The following is a 19,472-nucleotide window of genomic DNA, read 5'->3' on the forward strand; positions in this document are numbered from 1 at the left end:
AGACACTATGGAAGCCGTAGAAAGCCAAAAAGGAGAGTCCACGCGGGGCCAGATTTCAATTCATACCGAGAATATCTTCCCGATTATCAAGAAGTTCCTGTATTCGGATCACGAGATTTTTCTGCGCGAATTAGTATCGAACGCGGTTGATGCCACGCAGAAATTACGTCAGTTGGCGTCCTTTGGCGAGTTCGGTGGCGAACTGGGTGACTTAAAAGTGACAGTATCGCTCAACGAAGAAGCCAAAACCATTACCATCAGCGATAATGGCATCGGTATGACAGCCGATGAAATCATGAAATACATTAACCAGATCGCTTTTTCGGGCGCGGCCGACTTTCTGGAAAAATATAAGGATAAAACCGACGATAAGGGCCAGATTATCGGGCATTTCGGGCTTGGCTTTTATTCGGCGTTTATGGTGGCCGAGAAAGTCGAAATCGTTACGAAATCGTACCGCGACAATAGCGAAGCGGTACGCTGGACATGCGATGGATCTACTGAATTCGAATTATCGCCCGCCGAACGGGCCGAGCGTGGTACGGACGTGATTCTGCACATCGCGCCCGATTCGGAAGAGTTTTTGAACAAAGGGCGTTTGCGTGGTATTCTGGACAAATATGCCCGGTTCCTGCCTACGCCGGTCGAGTTTGATGGTCAGGTCGTGAACAACTCAACGCCGATCTGGACAAAAGCGCCTTCTGAACTGACCGACGAAGATTACAAAACGTTCTATCGGGAGTTGTATCCGATGAGCGAAGAGCCGCTTTTCTGGATTCACCTGAATGTCGACTATCCGTTCAATCTGACGGGTATTTTATATTTCCCCCGAATCAAGAACGAACTGCGGTTTCAGCGGGAAAAAATTCAGCTCTACAGCCGTCAGGTATTCATTACTGACGAGGTAAAAGACGTGGTACCTGATTTTCTGATGATGCTGCATGGCGTGATCGATTCGCCCGATATTCCGCTCAACGTATCGCGGAGTTTCCTGCAGGCCGATGCGAACGTGAAGAAAATCAACGGCTACATCACTCGGAAAGTAGCCGATAAACTACAGGAGATTTTCAATGCCGACCGGAAAGCTTTCGAAGAGAAGTTCGACGATATTGGACTGTTTATTAAATATGGCATTCTGAGCGACGATAAGTTCTGGGAAAAAGCCAAAAACTTCGTGCTGCTCAAAAATACGGAAGGTGAGTATGCAACTATTGACGAATACCGCGAGAAAACTCAGGCCAATCAGACCGACAAGGACGAGAAGCTGGTGATCCTCTACACTACCGACCGCAAACAACAGGACGCCTATATCGAATCGGCCCGTCGGCGTGGTTACGACGTGCTGCTGATGGATAATGTGATCGACTCGCACTTCATTAATTCGCTGGAATACAAACTGGAAAAAGTATCGTTCCAGCGGGTCGATGCCGATACGCTCGACAAACTGATCGATAAAGGCATCAACAACGAAAGTGTATTGTCGGAAGCCGACAAAACCAAACTGAAGGAAGTGTTCGAACAGGTGCTGGACAATAAAATGCTCCAGGTGAGTATTGAAGCACAGCCCACCGACGAACTGCCCGTAACGATTACTATGCCGGAGTTTATGCGCCGTATGAAAGACATGTCGGCGCTTTCGGGCGAACAGTCGTTCTATGGTAATCTGCCTGTTAGTTACAATGTGGTTGTCAATGCCAATCACCCACTGACTGCCAAAATTCTGAGCGAAGCTGATGCCGACGTCCAGAAATCGTTGGTAAAACAGGTCTATGATCTGGCGCTGCTTTCGCAAAACCTATTGACCGGAGCCGACCTGACAGCTTTTGTTCGCCGGACGGTAGCGACGCTGTAAGTAGCTCTCGTGGAAGTAAAAAGGACTGCCAATTCCGGGCAGTCCTTTTCTTATTTATGGGGCCACCGTTGCGGAGATTTTAGTTCCGCCAAAATCTGGATTTGACTGACTAGCCCTAAGCGGTAAAGCTCAATTATGTGCCATCGAAAGATACTGGCTTTGTACTTTTTCTTGAAACCAATAAAACCGCTCACTTTCATAACTCTACACGGTTAGTGTCAAGCTATTTCAGCGTAATCTAACTTCAGATAGTCGGCATGTTTGGGTCGAGCTGCGAAATATCAGTAATCATATGGCTCTGACGCATGGTTGCCCGCGAAAAATAACAAAAAAAGCTACCCCAATAGATTTACCGCCCAATGGCTACTTTTCGCAGGATCGAATCGATGACCTGCAACGTTGTTACCCCATCGGCTTCGGCTTCGTAGTTAAGCATGATGCGGTGATTGAACACATCTGGTGCTACTTCCTTAATGTCTTCGGGGAGCACATATTCGCGTCGGTCGAAATAGGCGAGCGCCTTAGCCGCCAGATTGAGGTTGATGCTTGCCCGGGGCGACACACCAAACTGAATATACCGGGCTTCGTCGCGGAGGTTATATTCCATCGGTCGGCGGGTGGCAAAAACCAGCTCGATGATATACCGTTCGAGTGTTTCGGAGATGCTGATGCTGTTGATCTCGTCGCGAATGGCTACGAGGTCTTCTTTACCCAGAACGGGCTTTACTTCATAGTCGAAATTCATGTTCGACATTCGGCGCATCACTTCCAGTTCCTGATCCTTATTCAAATAATCGACAAAGACCTTCATCATGAATCGATCCACCTGCGCTTCGGGGAGCGGATAGGTTCCTTCCTGTTCAACGGGATTTTGGGTGGCCAGCACCAGAAACGGACGGTCGAGCACAAATGTTTCTTCGCCGATAGTAACCTGACGTTCCTGCATGGCTTCCAGTAATGCCGCCTGCACTTTAGCCGGAGAGCGGTTTACTTCGTCGGCCAGAATCAGGTTGGCAAAAATCGGTCCCTGCTTTACCTCGAATTCTGCCGTTTTCTGATTGAAAATCATGGTTCCGATCAGGTCGGCAGGTAATAGGTCGGGTGTGAACTGAATGCGCTGAAAATCAAGCTCCAATACTTTAGCCAGGGTATTGATTGTCAGTGTTTTGGCTAGTCCGGGAACACCTTCGAGCAGAATATGGCCACCCGTAAACAACCCAATAAGCAGCCGATTGAGCAGGCGCTCCTGCCCAACCACAACCTGGCTCATCTCGTTGAATACCTCGTGGATTTTGGTATGATATGTAAAGGATGTCGCTTGCATTGGTGTGAGTTTTCAGTTCTCAGTTTATCGTTTTTAGTGCTCTGCTGCATTACGCTCGCGAAGCACTAAAAGCGATAAGTCGAAAACTATAAACTATAAACTAAAAAGTTGCCCGGATGCTTCGATCCTTGCCATGAATATCTTTATACACCTGAATTCGGGTAAAACCCCGATCGGCAAAAACCTGTTGGGTTGCTTCGCCAAACCGTTCATTTATTTCAACGTAACAAGCCCCATCTTTCGTTAGATGACGAACGCAGAAATCGGCAACGGCTTTGTAAAAAACCAGCGGATCATTATCATCGACAAATAAGGCCAGGTCGGGTTCATAATTCAATACATTCCGATCCATCTGAGCCGCTTCGGAACGAGTAACGTAGGGTGGGTTGCTGACAACACAGTCAAACTTACCCGTAAAATCGGACGGAATCTGAAGAATATCCTGAATGGAAAAGGCAACATCGGCGTTCAGGTGATCGGCATTATGCTGGGCCAGGGTCAGGGCCTGATCAGAAACATCCCAACCCGTCACGACCGACTGCGGCAGAAATCGGGCCAGGGTGATGGCAATGCATCCACTGCCGGTACCAATGTCAACAATATGAACATCGTCGGTACGGTCGGCAAAATCGTGCATGATAAGCCGCACCAGATCTTCTGTTTCAGGTCTTGGAATCAGCACATCAGGCGAAACCTCGAATTCTAAACCGCAGAAGATGGTTGTACCAATAACATGCTGAATAGGTTCCTGCCGATTCAATCGTTCCAGAATTTTAAACCAGTCAGGTTCAGTCCGGTTTGGCGGTAGAGGTTTATCGGCCAGTATGTCGGTTTTGCGCAGACCGAAGTAATGGTCGAGCAGCATAAACGCCATCTCGCGGGCTTCTTCGGGCGGATAGGCCGTAATATTCTTGCTTAGACGTTGATAGAGTGGTTTGGCTGTGGCCATTCGGTATAGTCGGGTAATTTTGCCAAAAATAGGGAAGTTTTCGGTTAAGGGATAGTCTACTGTTTTCTGTTTATGGCTGTGGCTAGGAAATTTGTACCGGAATTGGTTCCGAAAACAGCAAACGAATTTCAGAATGATGAATTTATTCATGGAGCGTGCGCTCGAACTGGCAACCCTCGGTCGTGGACATGTGAGTCCGAATCCGCTGGTTGGGTGTGTGATCGAACATAACGGGCGGATCATCGGCGAGGGCTGGCACCAGCGCTATGGCGAAGCCCATGCCGAACGAAATGCCATTTTCTCGGTTCGTCCCGACGATGCGTACCTGTTGCCCGAAAGCACGGCTTACGTAACGCTGGAACCCTGTTCGCACTATGGCAAACAGCCACCCTGCGCCAATCTGCTCATCGAAAAGCAGATAAAACGGGTCATTTGCTGTAACGACGACCCCAATCCGCTGGTTGGCGGGCAGGGATTTGCGAAACTACGAGCGGCTGGTATTGCCGTTGAAACGGGCGTATTAGTCGGCAAAGGGCGGGAGTTGAACGCCCGTTTCTTTACATTTATGGAACAGCATCGGCCCTATATCGTTCTGAAATGGGCCGAAACGGCCGATGGCTTTATAGCAGGACCCTACGGAAAACCCGTTACGATAAGTGGCGATCTGTCGCATCGACTGGTGCATCGCTGGCGGTCGGAAGAAGATGCTATTATGGTGGGCACCCATACGGCAAGTACCGATAATCCGCGGCTGAATGTGCGTCTGGTGCCGGGGCGAAATCCGCTCCGGATCGTTATAGACAAACAGTTGAAACTCAGTAAGGACTTGCATCTGTTCGATAATGCGCAGCCAACGCTGGTCTATAATTTTCTTAAAACGGACCTGACCGGCGAAACAACGTACTGTCGGTTAAACGCCGATGAACCCTTGTTGCCGCAGTTGCTGACCGATCTGTATACTCGACGCATACAGTCGGTATTGGTAGAGGGCGGCACAACGTTACTTCAATCGTTTATCGACGCCGGACTGTGGGACGAAATGCGGGTATTTAGATCCCGAACTATGCTTCAGGCTGGGGTTAAGGCCCCGGTTGTGCAGGGAAATCTGGTTCGGTCGGAGTTAGTTGGCGATGACGAGTTAATCACCTGCAAAAAATAACCCCAGGATCATGCCCAGGGTTATTTTCACTATTTTCTGCTAATCAGAACTACTTAAAGGACTGCTGTTTAGTGGATTAGCCAATGGCTACTCTACGAATGCGCTACTGGTGTGGCATTGATTCCTATATTGCCACTGGCGACCAGCGTGGTTCCGGCCATGATTTTGACGTTGGCATTATACGAACTGAGGTTATCGTAGAAGCCCGCTTCATTGATTACGTAGTACTTGTTGCTCGAAAATTCGCCGGTTGCTCCGCTGATGGCATCGAGCGGTTTCAGAACGGTCGATAAGCTTTCGGTAAGTTTGCCCTGATAGATGGACGACGAATAGGCCATACCACTATCCGTGTTGTAGAGACCGATCTGAACCAGCGTTACCGATGAGCTGTACTTGTAGAAGACTACCCTTCCATACACATTGGTACCATCGGAAGAGGCTAGCGTGTAGGCGGTATAGGTCGAAATGGTACCTCCGCCCGGAGCGACATTTAAGTTGGGTTCATAGACCTGTTGTTCGCAGGAAGTAAGGAAAAATAACAGGAGAATACCGAACGCAGGAAGGATATGCAGTTTATGAAAAAAGCGTTTCATGGCTTGGCAGTGATTAGAAGTTGAACATGATACGGCCGTAGTAGTAGGCACCGTTAGAACCCTGCTGGTTGTTGGAGTACAGATAGAATCCCTGATTTTCGGGGCGAAGAATCTGGGGATACTTGTCGAAAATATTGCTGCCACCAATCGACAGTTTCAGATTGCGGGTAAGGTCGTACCCAATGCTCATGTCGAAAATAGCCTGTGGAGAGAACGTTTGGTCGTAGTAATTGCCCTGATCGTCGGACGATACCGAACGCTCCGTAACCGATCCGAAGTAAGTACCCCGCAGCATGATATTGAACTTATCGAAACGATAGGTGATAGAACTGATGACTTTAGTTCTGGGGGTTCCGGTTTCAAACTGGCCAATTACATCGCGGCTGAGGTATTTTTCAACCACCTGATCGGGGGTCAGGTTTTCGACATTCAGGTCGAGTGTTTTCCGGGTGAGGATCGTATTCTTGCTGAAAATAGCAGCCAGCATAAACGTCAGACTTTTGTTGCGGGCCATTGTGTAGGTGTAGTTGCCAACCAGTTCAATACCTCTCGACCGAACATTGGCCCCGTTGACAAAGAACTGTGCTTCGCCACCGCCAATAACTTCTCCATAGTTATTGCCAACTTCTGAGGCATTGAAATAACTGGTGCGGAAAATCCGGTTGTCGACATCGATCTGGTAGGCGTCGGCTGTGATCTCAAATCCACGTGTAGGCTGGAACGTGAAGCCCAGGCCATAAGTACGTGAGTTTTCCTGCTTCAATCCTTTGATACCCAGCACTCGTGCTGCCGTACTGTTGGTTGGATAGGTGGTCACGTCGAGTGGTTGGGGGATGCCATTGGCATCGGGTACGAAAGCCGTTGCCGTATGCGTATAGTTTAACTCCTGTAGTGAAGGAGCCCGGAAACCCGTTGCAATCGAACCCCGGATGGTCAGGTTTTTGGTGATTTCGTAGCGGGCAGCCAGTTTACCAATCGATACGCCACCAAAATCAGAATAATTTTCCAGGCGCACCGCTGCGGCTACCAGAAACTTACGGGTCAGCTCGAGTTCGGCATCCAGATAGGCTGCCATGGTGGTTCGGTATTCGTTGCGTTCGTTTTTAGGCCCAAATCCGGCAAAGCACTGGCAGTTCGACGATAGCGATTTGACCGTTACCTGCTGACCGGCATATACACTTAATGGATTGCCCGACGCATCGACAATGGGTGTACTGCTGGCATCTTCGAGTGGTTTGCCATCGGGACCAACCAGCAAACCGGCTTTGGTTGCCGTCAGGATACCCGCATCGCCATAGCTGTAACTCTCTTCCTGACCTTTCAGGATTTTATAATTCTCGACCCGCATCTCGGCCCCAAACGCAACATTCAGACCGTTCATTATGCTTTTAAAATAGCGCGAAAAATCGAGGTTTGTTGAGTTCTGGGTGAACTGATGCGTACCCAGATACATATTTACGGGCGAGTTGGAACCCAGCGATGCATTCATCGTGTTGACCATGCCAATCCGCATCCCGTTCCGGCCAAACGTATTGCTGAAATCGACATTGAAATCGCCAACTTTGCTCTTTATCCCTACCGTATTGGAAAAATCGGAGGTGTTCGACGTCATTTGTGGGCGAAATCCGTTGGGATAGAGCAGGTAGTTGAACCGGTCGGTTTGGGAGGGGCGACGGAAATAGCAGGAGAAACCTTCTAGAAATTTGTAGGAAGCTCCGCCGAAACTGTAAATCGTAGTGGTTGGATTGATCTCGTAACCTGCATTATAAAAAGCACTTCCCAGCGTAATGGCGGGCATACCGGCATAAACGGCAAAATCGGCTTTCGTTAAGCCGCGGGCGGCCATCAGGCCATCTTCCGTTTTCAATGATTCAATCAACTGAGTATTGCCAGCCGACTGGGCACGAATAAGTTCGGGGTTCGTAATAACTGGGTTGCCGGTCTTATCGGTCCGCAGGTTGTTCAGATAAGTATTATCAAAAAAGCCCCAGTCGTTGACGAAAGGGCGCAGGGTTGGCCGTCGCTGCGTAATTTGCCCCGAAATGTTGAGGTAGCCTTTCTCCGCAATTTTAAATCCGTAATTCGCATCGAACTGGTAGTTGAAACCATCGGGTTTTCCAGATTTAGTTAGCGCACCGGCGCTACCACCCGAGTTGAGATAACCGCCACCGGTAAGGCTACCTGTCAGTTTATTCGTCCCTTTTTTCAGAATAATGTTCACGACTCCGGCAACAGCATCGGAACCATACTGAGCTGCGGCACCATCCCGTAAGATTTCGACCCGATCGATAGCAGCCGCCGGAATGGTCATCATATCGACCGACGTTGATGGACTGCCGACAGCCGTACCGGTAATAAGCAGGGCCGACGTATGGCGTCGTTTGCCATTGATCAAGACCAGAATTTGGTTCGGTGCCATGTTGCGTAGCTGAACCGGATCAACGTGTGAATCGAGGTCACCGCCCTGCGATCGGATGGCGTTGAAACTGGGAGCCACATAGGCAAGCATCTGTGCCAGATCGATTTGCGGCAATTCGCCCATGATGTCTTTAATCGAAATAACATCGACCGGAACGGGGGTTTCCAGAATGGTTCGTCCTGTGTTGCGCGTTCCGGTTACGATCAGTTCGGTCAGTTGGGTGGCGTCTTCATCGAGGCTGACATTGATGGTTGTCTGATCGCCAACCTGAATTTCTTTTGATTTAAAGCCAATAAAACTAACGACCAGAACATCGTTCGGAGCTGCTTCGAGTGAGAAAGCCCCTTGATTATCGGTGATGGCTCCTTTGCGGGTGTTGCCCTTAATCAGGACATTTACCCCTTGTAGCGCTTCCGAATTCGTAGTGGCTGTTACCTTGCCGGTTATTCGCCTGCTCTGGGCCTGGGTGATGACGGGTAATATTACACCGAACACAATCAGAAGCAGCAGGGTACGCAGAGAGCTGTGTGTGTATACTCTTCGTTTCATAAGTAGTAGGAGTTGATGGAAAGTCAGTAGCAGAACAAGAGAATCTGGGTTGATTTAAGTGAACTAGATACGCCTTTGATAATGAGTTATTCGTAATTGGGATTTAAATTTTTTTATTTAATTGATTGATGTTCAGGGTTTTGCTGATTGAATCTTTGCTTTTTTTTGGGCACTAATTTCCCATCACTCCGGTTGGAGTTTTAGCCGATAGCAATCTGAAAAGCGTGAATTATTGCGCCTGTTGTGTTACGGATGCCGAGTTACTATACCTGGTTGACGGCAGCTTGGCCCAACTGTTTTTTCCTAAACAGAGGAATCGATCGGTAGGGGACGTATAGAGAAGTATGCCCGGCGAATACCCGCTCCGTACAGAATAAGTACTCCTGATGTCATTGCGTTTCATACTGCTGGAAAGTTGAATGTGAAGCGTATTTATTCTTAATGATAGGATAGTAAAAACCTATTCAGGTATTTATACGACCTGTTGACTTCGTATTGATAAATATTGAATTGGTCAAGAAAGAATTATACTGTAAATCAGGTAGCTATGGGCTACATTTATTGCCAAGCTCTCTTTGTAGGAATGTGCACAAATAGAGAGTATGTTCTGTTGTACATTGCTAAATAAACAAATTAAAATTACGTTAACAAGTTGTAATGCAAAATATTATATTATTATATTTAAAATATAAAACAGATTATTGGTTATTTTATATTTAAACCAAACGTTGAACGGGTTTTTCGTAATAATACTTAAGCAAGCCTGCGTTGGCGGATGATGAGCTATAAGGATATTTACTATAAATGCAGGGCCTGATCGATTTATAAATTAGTGTGTACGCAAAAGCCCGGCGCTCACAACGGAAGAATGTGCTGATAGACTGCAACTAGTTCCTTTATGAGCGCCGGGCTTTTGTGAGCAACCGATACTATAGCTTTAGTTAACGACTAAAAGGTTGTTGTCCAGACATTTTTGACCGCCAGCGTCTGATTTGTCTGGATCAGATTGGCAACATAGCCCGGCTTTATTTTCCCTAATTGGTTGCCCAGCCCAATCAACTCTGCCGGAATGGCCGTAGCCATTCGTAATGCGTTGCTGAGTGGAATCCCGGCCTGGTCAACCGCCACCCGTACGCAGTCGATTAAGGTGAGGGCTGAACCCGCCAGATTACCTTCATTGTTCACATATCGGCCAGGGCCGTGGGTATCGGGTTCAAAATGAACGACAAATTCACCTAATGAGAAATTGGGGCGGGGTGGGTTGGCGAATAGCGCATCCGAAATCAAAAACATTCGTTCGCCCAGTAGTCGATAGGCGGTTCGGATCGCTACCGGATGACAATGATACCCATCGGCAATTACGCTGGCATGAACGCTGGCATGATCAAAAACAGCTCCGACAATACCCGGCTCGCGGCTTTCGAAACCGCGCATGGCATTATAGAGGTGGGTTGCTAACGGGAAACCGCTATCAAAAGCATTCATCGCCTGCTGGTAGGTAGCATTGCTATGGCCTAAGGAGAGACGTGTATCGGGATGTTTTAGCCGTTGAAGGGTGGCCAGTTGTTCGTTGGTCAGAATCTCTGGGGCCAGTGTCAGAATACGTATAACGTCGGCATTGGAGCCGAATAATGTTTCCAGTTCGCCTTCGGCCGGAGTACGCACATACGCCATACTGTGTGCTCCTCGTTTGATTGGGTTAAAATAGGGGCCCTCGATATGAATGCCCGGTACACCAAACGGATTTTCGTCCCGAACAATGGCAACGGCTGCCATCGACTGGAGCATTATATCCAGCGACGTTGAATGAATCGTTGGGAGCAGTGTGGTGGTCCCGTTTCGGCGGTGCGACTCATAAATATGGCGCACCGTTTCGGGCGTTGGAATGTCGTTCAGAAACAGATTGGAGCCGCCATATAACTGCAAATCGATCATGCCCGGAAGCAGATAATCGCCCTGGAGATCGACGACCGTTCCCGAATCGGTAGCCGGGATATTCCCATTTTCGGAAATCTCCTGAATATAACCGTCAGAAATCCGCACCGATGCGCCGGAAAGAAATGAGTCGCCCGTAAAAACCGTGGCGTTTTGAAAAATAATGGATTGCATAGGTAGGAAAGTAAGGCGCTGGATTAAAATACCCGGTACAGTTTATGGTTTACGGTTGCTCCGCCCATTCTTATTCCTTCTGCGGAGCAACCGTAAACCATAAACCCAATACCGACCTACTCCTGCCAGATAGCCCAGGCTTTTTCGGCCTGAAGCACGAGCATCTGGTAACCGTTTAGGGTGGCGGCTCCCCGTTCCTGTCCGCGTTTCATAAACTGCGTTTCGGCTGGGTTATAGACCAGATCGTAGAGCATATGCCGATCGGTAAGCTGATCGTAGGGCAGGGCTGGAGCTTCGTCTGTGTGCGGGTAGGTTCCCACTGGCGAACAGTTAATGATTAGCGGATAATCCGAAATCAGCCCCGGCAGTTCAGCATAGGTGATGCTATCGTTGGTTTTAGTGCGCGATACCGATTTGAATGGAATCCCTAAATCGGCAAGAGCCACCAGCACTGCTTTTGACGCCCCACCCGTTCCGAGTACAAGCGCCCGAAGACCGGCCGTAGTCCGGTCATAGTCGGCCAGCCAGTAGACCAGCGATAATTTGAAGCCGTAATAATCCGAATTGTAGCCGGTTGTTTTACCATCGGGTTCACGCTTTATTACATTGACGGCACCAATCTTTGCGGCCGATTCATCTACCCGATCCAGATAAGGAATAACTGCCTGTTTATGCGGAATGGTGACATTTAGGCCACGTAATCCCGGTGTTTTTAATAGATCGGGCAGGGCTGTAATATCGGGCATTTCGAACAGATCGAAGCGACTGTCGGTAATGCCTTCCCGAGAAAATTTTTCGGAAAAATACCGTTGTGAAAACGAATGGGTGAGCGGGAAGCCAATAAGACCGTAGCGAATCATAGTAAAAAAGGCAGAGAAAAGTAGGCAGTTTACGACTACTTTTCTCTGCCTACGTAGGAATTTAATAGACCAACCTGAACGGTTTTGAAAACCATTTAGGGTTAATTAGTTATTGACTAAACCGTTGGGTTACTGGAGCGTTTTTTGAGCGCACCGATGATGATCGGCACTACAGACAAGCCTATGATGCCAAACACCACCAGTTCGAAGTTCTTCTGAACAATCGGGAAATTTCCGAAAAAATAGCCCAGTAGCGAAATGCTTGTTACCCACAAAATGGCTCCCATGATGCAAAAACGCAGATAAGTTCCATAGTTCATACTACCGGCCCCAGCCACAAAAGGCGCAATAGTCCGAACGATGGGAATAAACCGGGCCAGAATGACCGTTCGGCCACCGTATTTTTCGTAAAATTTCTCCGTTTCGGTAATATATTCCCGCTTGAAAAACAGAATTCGTTCCCTCGACTTAATGGTTGTTCCCAGAAACTTTCCGACAAAATAATTCACGTTATCGCCGAGCAGAGCGGCTGTAATGAGCAATGGAATAATAACCCACACACTCAGATCATTGGTTGGCCGGGCGGCCAGTGCACCAGCCGCAAACAGGAGTGAGTCGCCCGGAAGGAGGGGCATAACAATCAGACCGGTTTCGGTGAAGACAATTAGAAACAGGATGGCATAAAGCAATACGCCGTAATCGTTGGCCCACGCATCGAGATACCGATCGAGGTGAAGCAGAAAGTCAAGCAGGGATTTGATCAGTTCCATATAGAAGGAGTGAGAAGACAGTGGTGTGGAGAGGAGCTAGTAGAGTAGGAACCCGCTAACTCTCACGCCTTACTTCAAAAAATGCATAAATGTGTCACCCCGAAGACCCAGCCGAATTGTTTCGAGCGGAATAACTTCGTGAGGGGCGATATTACCCAGATTAACGTTGGTTCCGAGGAGTTTAACGAACCAAACCTGCTGTTCTTTCTGGGGGGCTTCCCACAAGATGCTTTCGAAAGGAACCTGAGTCAGAATTTCTTCCACCAGCCCCTGACGGACTTCGCCACTCGACCGGAACAGCCCAACCGTACCACCTTCGCGGGCTTCACCGATTACCTTCCAGGCTCCGGCCTGTAACTCGGCTTTCATGAGCTGAATCCATTTGTAGGGAGGGATAATCTTGGCTTCATCTTTCGACCCAACTTCCGACAGAACGGTCACCTGCGTAGCCAGTTGGCGGATATATTCGCACTTTTCGTCCTGAGGCATCTCAATCGACCCGTCGGAGACCTCGGCATATTCCATGCCGTATTTATCCAGAAGTTTTCGGTAGTCGTCGAATTGATTGCGAACAACGAAGGCTTCGAAAAGTGTTCCTCCAAAATAGACCGGCATGTTAGCCGACCGATAAACGTCTAGTTTTTCTTTGAGATTGGGAGTGACAAATGATGTGGCCCAACCGAGTTTGATGATGTCTGCGTGGCCAGCGGAGGTAGATAAAAAGTCCTCGACCTCCCGAATACTTAATCCTTTGTCCATTACCATCGTCAAGCCGCTCTGGCGGGGCTTGGCGGTGCGTTCGGGAATTTGCGTAAGCGTATAATTCATTCCTTGTGGTCAAAAAGGCACGTTAAAAATTGCCCCAAAAGTAGTATAAGTCCTGATAACCTCACAAGAAAGTCCATAAATAGTAGCGTTTGGTGCGTCTGTGGCTTAGTTTTGTACTATTTTTGTTGGATATGGACAATTTAACAAACCCTTGTCTTGACTTTTTTCGCTCTCAGGTCGGGCATGATATGAGCAGCAGTATATCGCCAATGGGGCGCTGGCTAAACGGAACCCTGCGGTCTGCTGAGTATGGTCGTCTGGTAGTTGAATACCTTGTTCGGGATGAGATGACAAATCCGGCCGGGGTGTTGCACGGGGGCGCTGCGGCTGCTATTCTCGACGATCTGATTGGTGCTACGGTTTTTACACTAGGGCGTGAATATGCCTATACATCCGTGAATCTGACCGTCGATTTTCTGCATGCGGCCCGAGTTGGTGAGGTGATTACGGCCAGTTCGGATGTGATTCGGGAAGGGAAAAACATTATTCACGGCGAAGGTCGAATCGTAGCGGCCGACGGCAAAATCATCGCCAAATGTTCGACCAATCTGATTCAGACGTCGGTGAAGCTGGCCTTTTAGACGTTGGGGGCTGGTCGTTAGCTAGCAGATAGTAGTTACTACTCAATACTTATGCACCACCAACGCCAATATCCAACATCTAACATTGATCTACTATTGACTAATGACAAAAGTTTTTCTACTTTTGCACCTCATTTCCAATTTTATACATAAACATGTACGCAATCGTAGAGATCGCAGGGCAGCAATTCAAGATCCAGAAAGGTCGCTCTATCTATACCCACCGGTTAGAGGGTGACGTGGACGCTGCACTTGCCTCCGACAAGGTGAAAATTCTCCTTGTTGATAACGAAGGGAGCATCACCATCGGTGCACCAACTGTTGCAGGAGCAACGGTATCAGCCAAAATCGTCGAACACCTGAAAGGCGAAAAAGTTATCGTCTTTAAAAAGAAGCGTCGGAAAGGCTATAAGAAGAAAAATGGTCACCGTCAGTATCTGACCAAAGTTTTGATCGAAGATATAACTATTTAAGTTTAGGCGTTTTCGGGTTTCAGTTGGCTATCGCATCTCTACTGAAAACTGAAAACCTGCAAGCTGAAAACTCTTAAAAGAAAATGGCACACAAGAAAGGTGTAGGTAGTTCCAAAAACGGCCGTGACTCGATCAGCAAGCGCCTGGGCGTGAAACTGTTCGGTGGCCAGTCGGCCATTGCCGGTAACATCATCGTTCGTCAGCGCGGTACAAAACACCACCCTGGCAAAAACGTTGGTCTGGGTAAAGACTTTACGCTGTTTGCTCTGGTTGATGGTGTTGTAAAATTCCGTCCCGGCCGCGACAGTCGTTCGTACGTAGATATTATTCCGGCTGGTCCGTCGGCTGTTGAAACAGCTCCGGTTGCAGAAGCACCCGCCGAAGCCTAGTATACAATTGAATTAGTACGAAACCCGTTTGGTGACGAACCAGACGGGTTTTTTTGTGTATAAAAACTAAAAAAGTGGCCAGGCTGTTAGAGAAATATAAATCCATCCAGAAAAGAAAGCCGAACACTGAAAACGCATTCATAATGAATCCTACATTAAGTCGCCCCGTCTCTATTTTTACCGAAGGAAGCCCTAATCCGAACTCCATGAAGTTCGTAGTCAATTTCGAACTTGTTCCTTCTGGCTTGTCGTTCGATTATGCTACACCGGGCGATGCGTTGCTGGAAGGGAAAGCTTCGCCGTTGGCTGTCGCTCTTTTCGGCTTTGAGTTCGTTCGTCGGGTGTTTATTTCCGGCAACTTTATCACGATAACGAAAGATGACGAAACCGACTGGGACGAAGTGATCTTCGAGGTGAAGTTCTTCCTGAAAGACTATTTTGGTGAGCAAAAGCCCGTTTTTTCTCAACGGACTATGGATACCAATACCACCAAACTGGATATGGATTCGGAAACGGTACAGAAAATAAAGGCTGTTCTTGATCAATACATCCGTCCGGCGGTTGAATCGGATGGGGGCGCCATTAACTTCTATTCGTTCGATGAACCCAGCGGAACGGTTAAAGTATTGCTGCAAGGTTCGTGCAGCGGCTGCCCATCGTCGACACTGACGCTCAAGGCCGGTATTGAAAACTTATTGACCCGTCTGGTGCCGGAGGTGAAAACTGTTGAAGCCGAAGGCGTATAGGGCTGAGGGCGTGGGGTAAACTCAAGTAGGCCTCGGTAAAGCCACAGTCTTAAGAAGCGAAAAACCGTTGGTGGCTGTTAGCTGCGAAGCCGCAGATTGACAGCCACCAACGGTTTTTTCTTTACCAGTTGATCAAAAATAGTCGTAGTCTCGTAAACCCATAGCGCGAATTGACGTTTACATTGCACGACACGCTACCATTCAAACCGTGACTACATGAAGTATTTGTTTGCCTGTGCCTCTATGTTGCTGGCTACTACGGCCGGTTTTTCACAAAATCTTCTGGGGATTTCGACAAGCCGATTTGGAGGAACCAACCGGCTCTATATCAATCCGGCACTGGCTGCCGATTCGCCTTCTAAATTTTTTCTGAATGTAGGAACCGGCGTTGCCCATGTCGATAACAATTATGTTCGGTATCAGGCCCCGTTCTCGCTGTTGCGGCTGATTAGCGGTACGGTTCCGGCGCAGTATAAAAATTCGGATGGCTCTTTGCGTTTCGAATCCTCGTATACCAAAGAGATTCTGGACGGCAAACCCAAAAACGGGACTATTCTGGGTGAAATACGGGGTCCATCGTTCCTGATAAAACCCACCGATCGGTCAGCGTTTGCCATTACGACCCGTTTCCGGGCGGTTGGTCAGGTCGTTGGTGCTTCGGAAGATATACTGTCGGCTTTTCGGGCCAGTCTGGTCGATAAGGCGCTCTACAGCATCCCGAATACGAACAATAAGTTTAGTGCCAACACCAATACGTTTGCCGAACTGGGTTTCACCTATGCCGGAACCATTTGGGAGGGCGATGGGCAGAAACTCTTATTGGGCGCAACGGCTAAATTACTGCTGGGCTACAATGCGCAGCACCTGGTTAATCGGGGAATGGACTATCAGATTGTGCCCGACCCCAATAACAGCAATAGCGCTTTGCTGGAAGTGAATCGGCTCGATGCCACGCTGGCTTATACAAGTTTTTTGCAGAATCGTAGTCTGAATCCCCGAACGCTGTTCAGTACAGCAGCACCCGGCAAAGGGGTGGGCTTCGACATTGGATTCACCTACATCAGTCAATATGATACCGATAGCCCGGCTCTTCAGTTAGGGATTGCTGTAACCGACATTGGTGGACTGACTTATACGGGTGAAGAATACAGCTATAATGACATCGGCCAGAATCCGGTTTATTTCAGAAGTAGTGATTTCAATAACCTGAGTGGGGTCGAAGACATTGCCCGTGTGATTCAGGAGAAGCTGAACACAGGCCGGAGTCCCGATAAAACCAGTTTTCGTACGGGATTGCCCACGTCGCTGAACCTGACCATGGATTATCAGGCACCCACCGGCTTTGGCCTCAACGTGACGTATTTGCAGGATGTTCGGTCGATCAATGCGCTGGCAACTCACCAGCCATCGTTACTGGCCGTAACGCCCCGCTATGATGCTCGCTGGTTGAGTCTGGCCGTTCCAATTGCCTATCTGAATCATGGCATTACGGCCGGAGCGTCGGTTCGGGTAGGGCCGGGCTGGCTGGGAACCGATAACTTCCTGGGCCTCCTGGGCAATAGTATCAATGGTATTCATCCCCGTGGCCTCGACATCTATGCCGGTTTTGCTTTCGGTATAGGCCGGGTCGATGAGGATGACTAGAAATCCTTTCAAATTCGGCAGAAATGCTTAATTTTGGTCAATCCAGGCTGGGTCTGCTATGACCGAACGAACTACATTTTTTGATACACCCCTTCTTTATCTGAAAGGACTGGGACCACAGCGGACAGAACTACTCAACAAAGAGCTGAATCTGTTTACCTATGGCGACCTGATTCAGTACTATCCGTTCCGCTACGACGACCGTACGCGCTATTACACCATTAGCGAGTTGATGGATTCGATGCCGTCGGCGCAGGTGCGTGGCCGATTGCGCGATTGGTATCTGGAGGGAGAGGGGCCTAAAAAACGGCTGGTTGCTACGTTTACCGATGGAACAGGCTCCATGAGTCTGGTCTGGTTTCAGGGCATCACCTACATCGAAAAGATTCTCCGGCGCGAAGGTGAATACATTGCATATGGCAAACCCCAGTCGTTCAACGGCCAGTTCAGTATTGTTCATCCCGAACTGGAAAATGCCAATGCGGCAGCCGAGCACGAACTTGGCTTTTTTCCGGTCTATAACCTTACCGAAAAACTTCGCAAGCGCCATCTCGACAGTAAGGTAATCGGGAAAATCATGCGGGGGCTGCTGGAACAGTCGTGGCCGCATATTCATGAGACCTTGCCCGACAATCTGATTCAGAAATACCGCCTGATCAGTAAGCGCGATGCCATGTGGAATATTCACCTGCCTCAAAATCAGGGCTGGCTGAAACAGGCGCAACGGCGACTCAAATTTGAAGAACTGTTCTACAACCAGCTTCGACTGATTAAGAATAAGCTCATTCAGAAAGATGAGTTTCCGGGGCAGATTTTCCGGGACACATCCCTTGTGAAGCATTTTTATAACGAACTGCTGCCCTTTGAACTGACGGGTGCTCAGCAACGGGTTATTAAGGAGATATTCAGCGATTTTCTGACCGGCAAACAAATGAACCGGTTGTTGCAGGGCGACGTAGGCAGTGGCAAAACCATTGTGGCCTTTATTTCGTGTTTACTGGCTATCGGTAATGGCGCGCAGGCCTGCCTGATGGCACCAACCGAAATTCTGGCCGATCAGCACTACAATGGCCTGAAACCCTTTGCCGAGGCTATGGGCCTGAACATGGGCATTCTGACGGGTTCAACTAACAAAAAACGTCGGACCATACTGCACGAGGAGTTGCAGTCGGGCAAAATGCACATTCTGGTTGGGACGCACGCCTTGCTCGAAGATGCTGTTCAGTACAAAAACCTGGGGCTGTGTATTATCGACGAACAGCACCGCTTCGGTGTAGCGCAGCGGGCAAAGCTCTGGAAAAAGAACGAAACCGTTCCGCCCCATATTCTGGTCATGACAGCCACGCCCATTCCCCGAACGCTGGCCATGACGCTCTATGGCAGTCTCGATGTGTCGGTAATCGACGAGTTGCCAAAGGGCCGTAAGCCAATCAAAACCGTTCATAAATACGACAAGCACCGCTCCGAAGTGTTCGGGTTTATGCGTCAGCAGATCGAGCTAGGTCGTCAGGTGTATGTTGTCTATCCACTTATTGAAGAGTCAGAAAAGCTCGACTATAAAGACCTGATGGACGGTTTCGAGAGTATGCAACGGGCGTTTCCACGGCCCAAATACGAAATCGGCATATTGCACGGCAAAATGCTGCCCTATGAGAAAGATGACGAAATGCAGCGGTTCATTAAACACGAAACACAGATTCTGGTGGCTACAACGGTGATCGAAGTTGGGGTAAATGTGCCAAATGCCAGCGTGATGGTTATCGAAAGTGCCGAACGATTTGGCTTATCGCAACTGCATCAGCTGCGCGGGCGCGTTGGTCGGGGCGCAGAGCAATCGTATTGTATTATGATGACAGGCTATAAACTCAGTAGCGATACCCGTACCCGACTCGAAACGATGGTTCGAACCAACAATGGGTTTGAGATCGCCGATGTCGACCTTCAATTACGCGGCCCCGGCGACCTGACCGGCACGCAGCAAAGTGGGGTTATGGATCTGATGATTGCCGATCTGGCCAAAGATGGTGCCATTCTGACGGCCGCCCGCGAGTCGGCGCAGGCTATTCTGGCCGAAGATCCAGAGTTAGTACTGCCCCAGCATGCGCCCATCCGAAACCATGTTGACAGCATCAGGAAATCTGAAAATAACTGGGGGCGTATTAGCTAGAAGCCGGTAGTGAATCACTAACGCAAACAGCTTGTACTGCTAGCTTTCTCAGACCTAAAA

The 19,472-nt window shown here is 48.8% G+C and carries 16 protein-coding genes; 8 read left to right on the forward strand and 8 right to left on the reverse strand.

Annotation, left to right across the window (positions count from 1 at the left end; genetic code table 11):
- The first annotated feature begins 7 nt into the window (after positions 1-7).
- A complete protein-coding gene (gene htpG, locus WBJ53_RS14080) occupies positions 8-1,852 on the forward strand; it encodes a molecular chaperone HtpG (RefSeq protein ID WP_338876779.1) in 1,845 nt (614 codons plus the stop codon).
- Between the two features lie 349 nt (positions 1,853-2,201).
- Here the strand turns inward: htpG and WBJ53_RS14085 are convergent, their stop codons facing one another.
- Positions 2,202-3,176, reverse strand: a complete 975-nt coding sequence (locus WBJ53_RS14085; protein ID WP_338876780.1) for an AAA family ATPase — start codon at positions 3,174-3,176, stop codon at positions 2,202-2,204.
- A 100-nt stretch (positions 3,177-3,276) separates the two neighbouring features.
- On the reverse strand, positions 3,277-4,125 hold the full coding sequence (gene prmC / locus WBJ53_RS14090) for a peptide chain release factor N(5)-glutamine methyltransferase (RefSeq protein WP_338877190.1): 849 nt from the start codon (positions 4,123-4,125) through the stop codon (positions 3,277-3,279).
- Positions 4,126-4,261: 136 nt separating this feature from the next.
- Here prmC and ribD point away from each other — a divergent pair, with 136 nt between their 5' ends.
- Complete coding sequence (gene ribD, locus WBJ53_RS14095) at positions 4,262-5,284, forward strand: bifunctional diaminohydroxyphosphoribosylaminopyrimidine deaminase/5-amino-6-(5-phosphoribosylamino)uracil reductase RibD (RefSeq protein ID WP_338877191.1); 1,023 nt, start codon at positions 4,262-4,264, stop codon at positions 5,282-5,284.
- A 92-nt stretch (positions 5,285-5,376) separates the two neighbouring features.
- Here the strand turns inward: ribD and WBJ53_RS14100 are convergent, their stop codons facing one another.
- The 6 genes from WBJ53_RS14100 to WBJ53_RS14125 all read right to left on the reverse strand — a co-directional run bounded on the left by WBJ53_RS14100 (position 5,377) and on the right by WBJ53_RS14125 (position 13,412).
- Positions 5,377-5,877, reverse strand: a complete 501-nt coding sequence (locus WBJ53_RS14100; protein WP_338876781.1) for a hypothetical protein — start codon at positions 5,875-5,877, stop codon at positions 5,377-5,379.
- Between the two features lie 13 nt (positions 5,878-5,890).
- Complete coding sequence (locus WBJ53_RS14105) at positions 5,891-8,845, reverse strand: TonB-dependent receptor (protein ID WP_338876782.1); 2,955 nt, start codon at positions 8,843-8,845, stop codon at positions 5,891-5,893.
- A 948-nt stretch (positions 8,846-9,793) separates the two neighbouring features.
- Positions 9,794-10,954 (reverse strand): N-acetylglucosamine-6-phosphate deacetylase, encoded by a 1,161-nt coding sequence (nagA, locus tag WBJ53_RS14110; protein ID WP_338876783.1) that lies wholly within the window; start codon positions 10,952-10,954, stop codon positions 9,794-9,796.
- 116 nt (positions 10,955-11,070) lie between these two features.
- Complete coding sequence (locus WBJ53_RS14115; RefSeq protein WP_338876784.1) at positions 11,071-11,814, reverse strand: shikimate dehydrogenase; 744 nt, start codon at positions 11,812-11,814, stop codon at positions 11,071-11,073.
- Positions 11,815-11,930: 116 nt separating this feature from the next.
- Positions 11,931-12,584, reverse strand: a complete 654-nt coding sequence (locus WBJ53_RS14120; protein ID WP_338876785.1) for a DedA family protein — start codon at positions 12,582-12,584, stop codon at positions 11,931-11,933.
- A 69-nt stretch (positions 12,585-12,653) separates the two neighbouring features.
- Entirely contained in the window at positions 12,654-13,412 is a 759-nt protein-coding gene (locus tag WBJ53_RS14125) for a phosphosulfolactate synthase (protein WP_338876786.1), read from the reverse strand.
- Positions 13,413-13,600: 188 nt separating this feature from the next.
- Between WBJ53_RS14125 and WBJ53_RS14130 the strand changes: the two genes are divergently transcribed.
- The 6 genes from WBJ53_RS14130 to recG all read left to right on the forward strand — a co-directional run bounded on the left by WBJ53_RS14130 (position 13,601) and on the right by recG (position 19,412).
- A complete protein-coding gene (locus WBJ53_RS14130) occupies positions 13,601-13,993 on the forward strand; it encodes a PaaI family thioesterase (protein WP_338876787.1) in 393 nt (130 codons plus the stop codon).
- A 155-nt stretch (positions 13,994-14,148) separates the two neighbouring features.
- Entirely contained in the window at positions 14,149-14,466 is a 318-nt protein-coding gene (gene rplU, locus WBJ53_RS14135; RefSeq protein ID WP_338876788.1) for a 50S ribosomal protein L21, read from the forward strand.
- 83 nt (positions 14,467-14,549) lie between these two features.
- Positions 14,550-14,855 (forward strand): 50S ribosomal protein L27, encoded by a 306-nt coding sequence (gene rpmA / locus WBJ53_RS14140; RefSeq protein WP_338876789.1) that lies wholly within the window; start codon positions 14,550-14,552, stop codon positions 14,853-14,855.
- Positions 14,856-14,998: 143 nt separating this feature from the next.
- A complete protein-coding gene (locus tag WBJ53_RS14145) occupies positions 14,999-15,601 on the forward strand; it encodes a NifU family protein (protein WP_338876790.1) in 603 nt (200 codons plus the stop codon).
- 216 nt (positions 15,602-15,817) lie between these two features.
- Complete coding sequence (locus tag WBJ53_RS14150) at positions 15,818-17,245, forward strand: DUF5723 family protein (RefSeq protein ID WP_338876791.1); 1,428 nt, start codon at positions 15,818-15,820, stop codon at positions 17,243-17,245.
- Positions 17,246-17,303: 58 nt separating this feature from the next.
- Positions 17,304-19,412 (forward strand): ATP-dependent DNA helicase RecG, encoded by a 2,109-nt coding sequence (recG, locus tag WBJ53_RS14155; protein ID WP_338876792.1) that lies wholly within the window; start codon positions 17,304-17,306, stop codon positions 19,410-19,412.
- Positions 19,413-19,472 lie beyond the last annotated feature (60 nt).

Origin of the sequence: Spirosoma sp. SC4-14 (genome assembly GCF_037201965.1) — a bacterium.
Classification (GTDB): Bacteria; Bacteroidota; Bacteroidia; order Cytophagales; family Spirosomataceae; genus Spirosoma.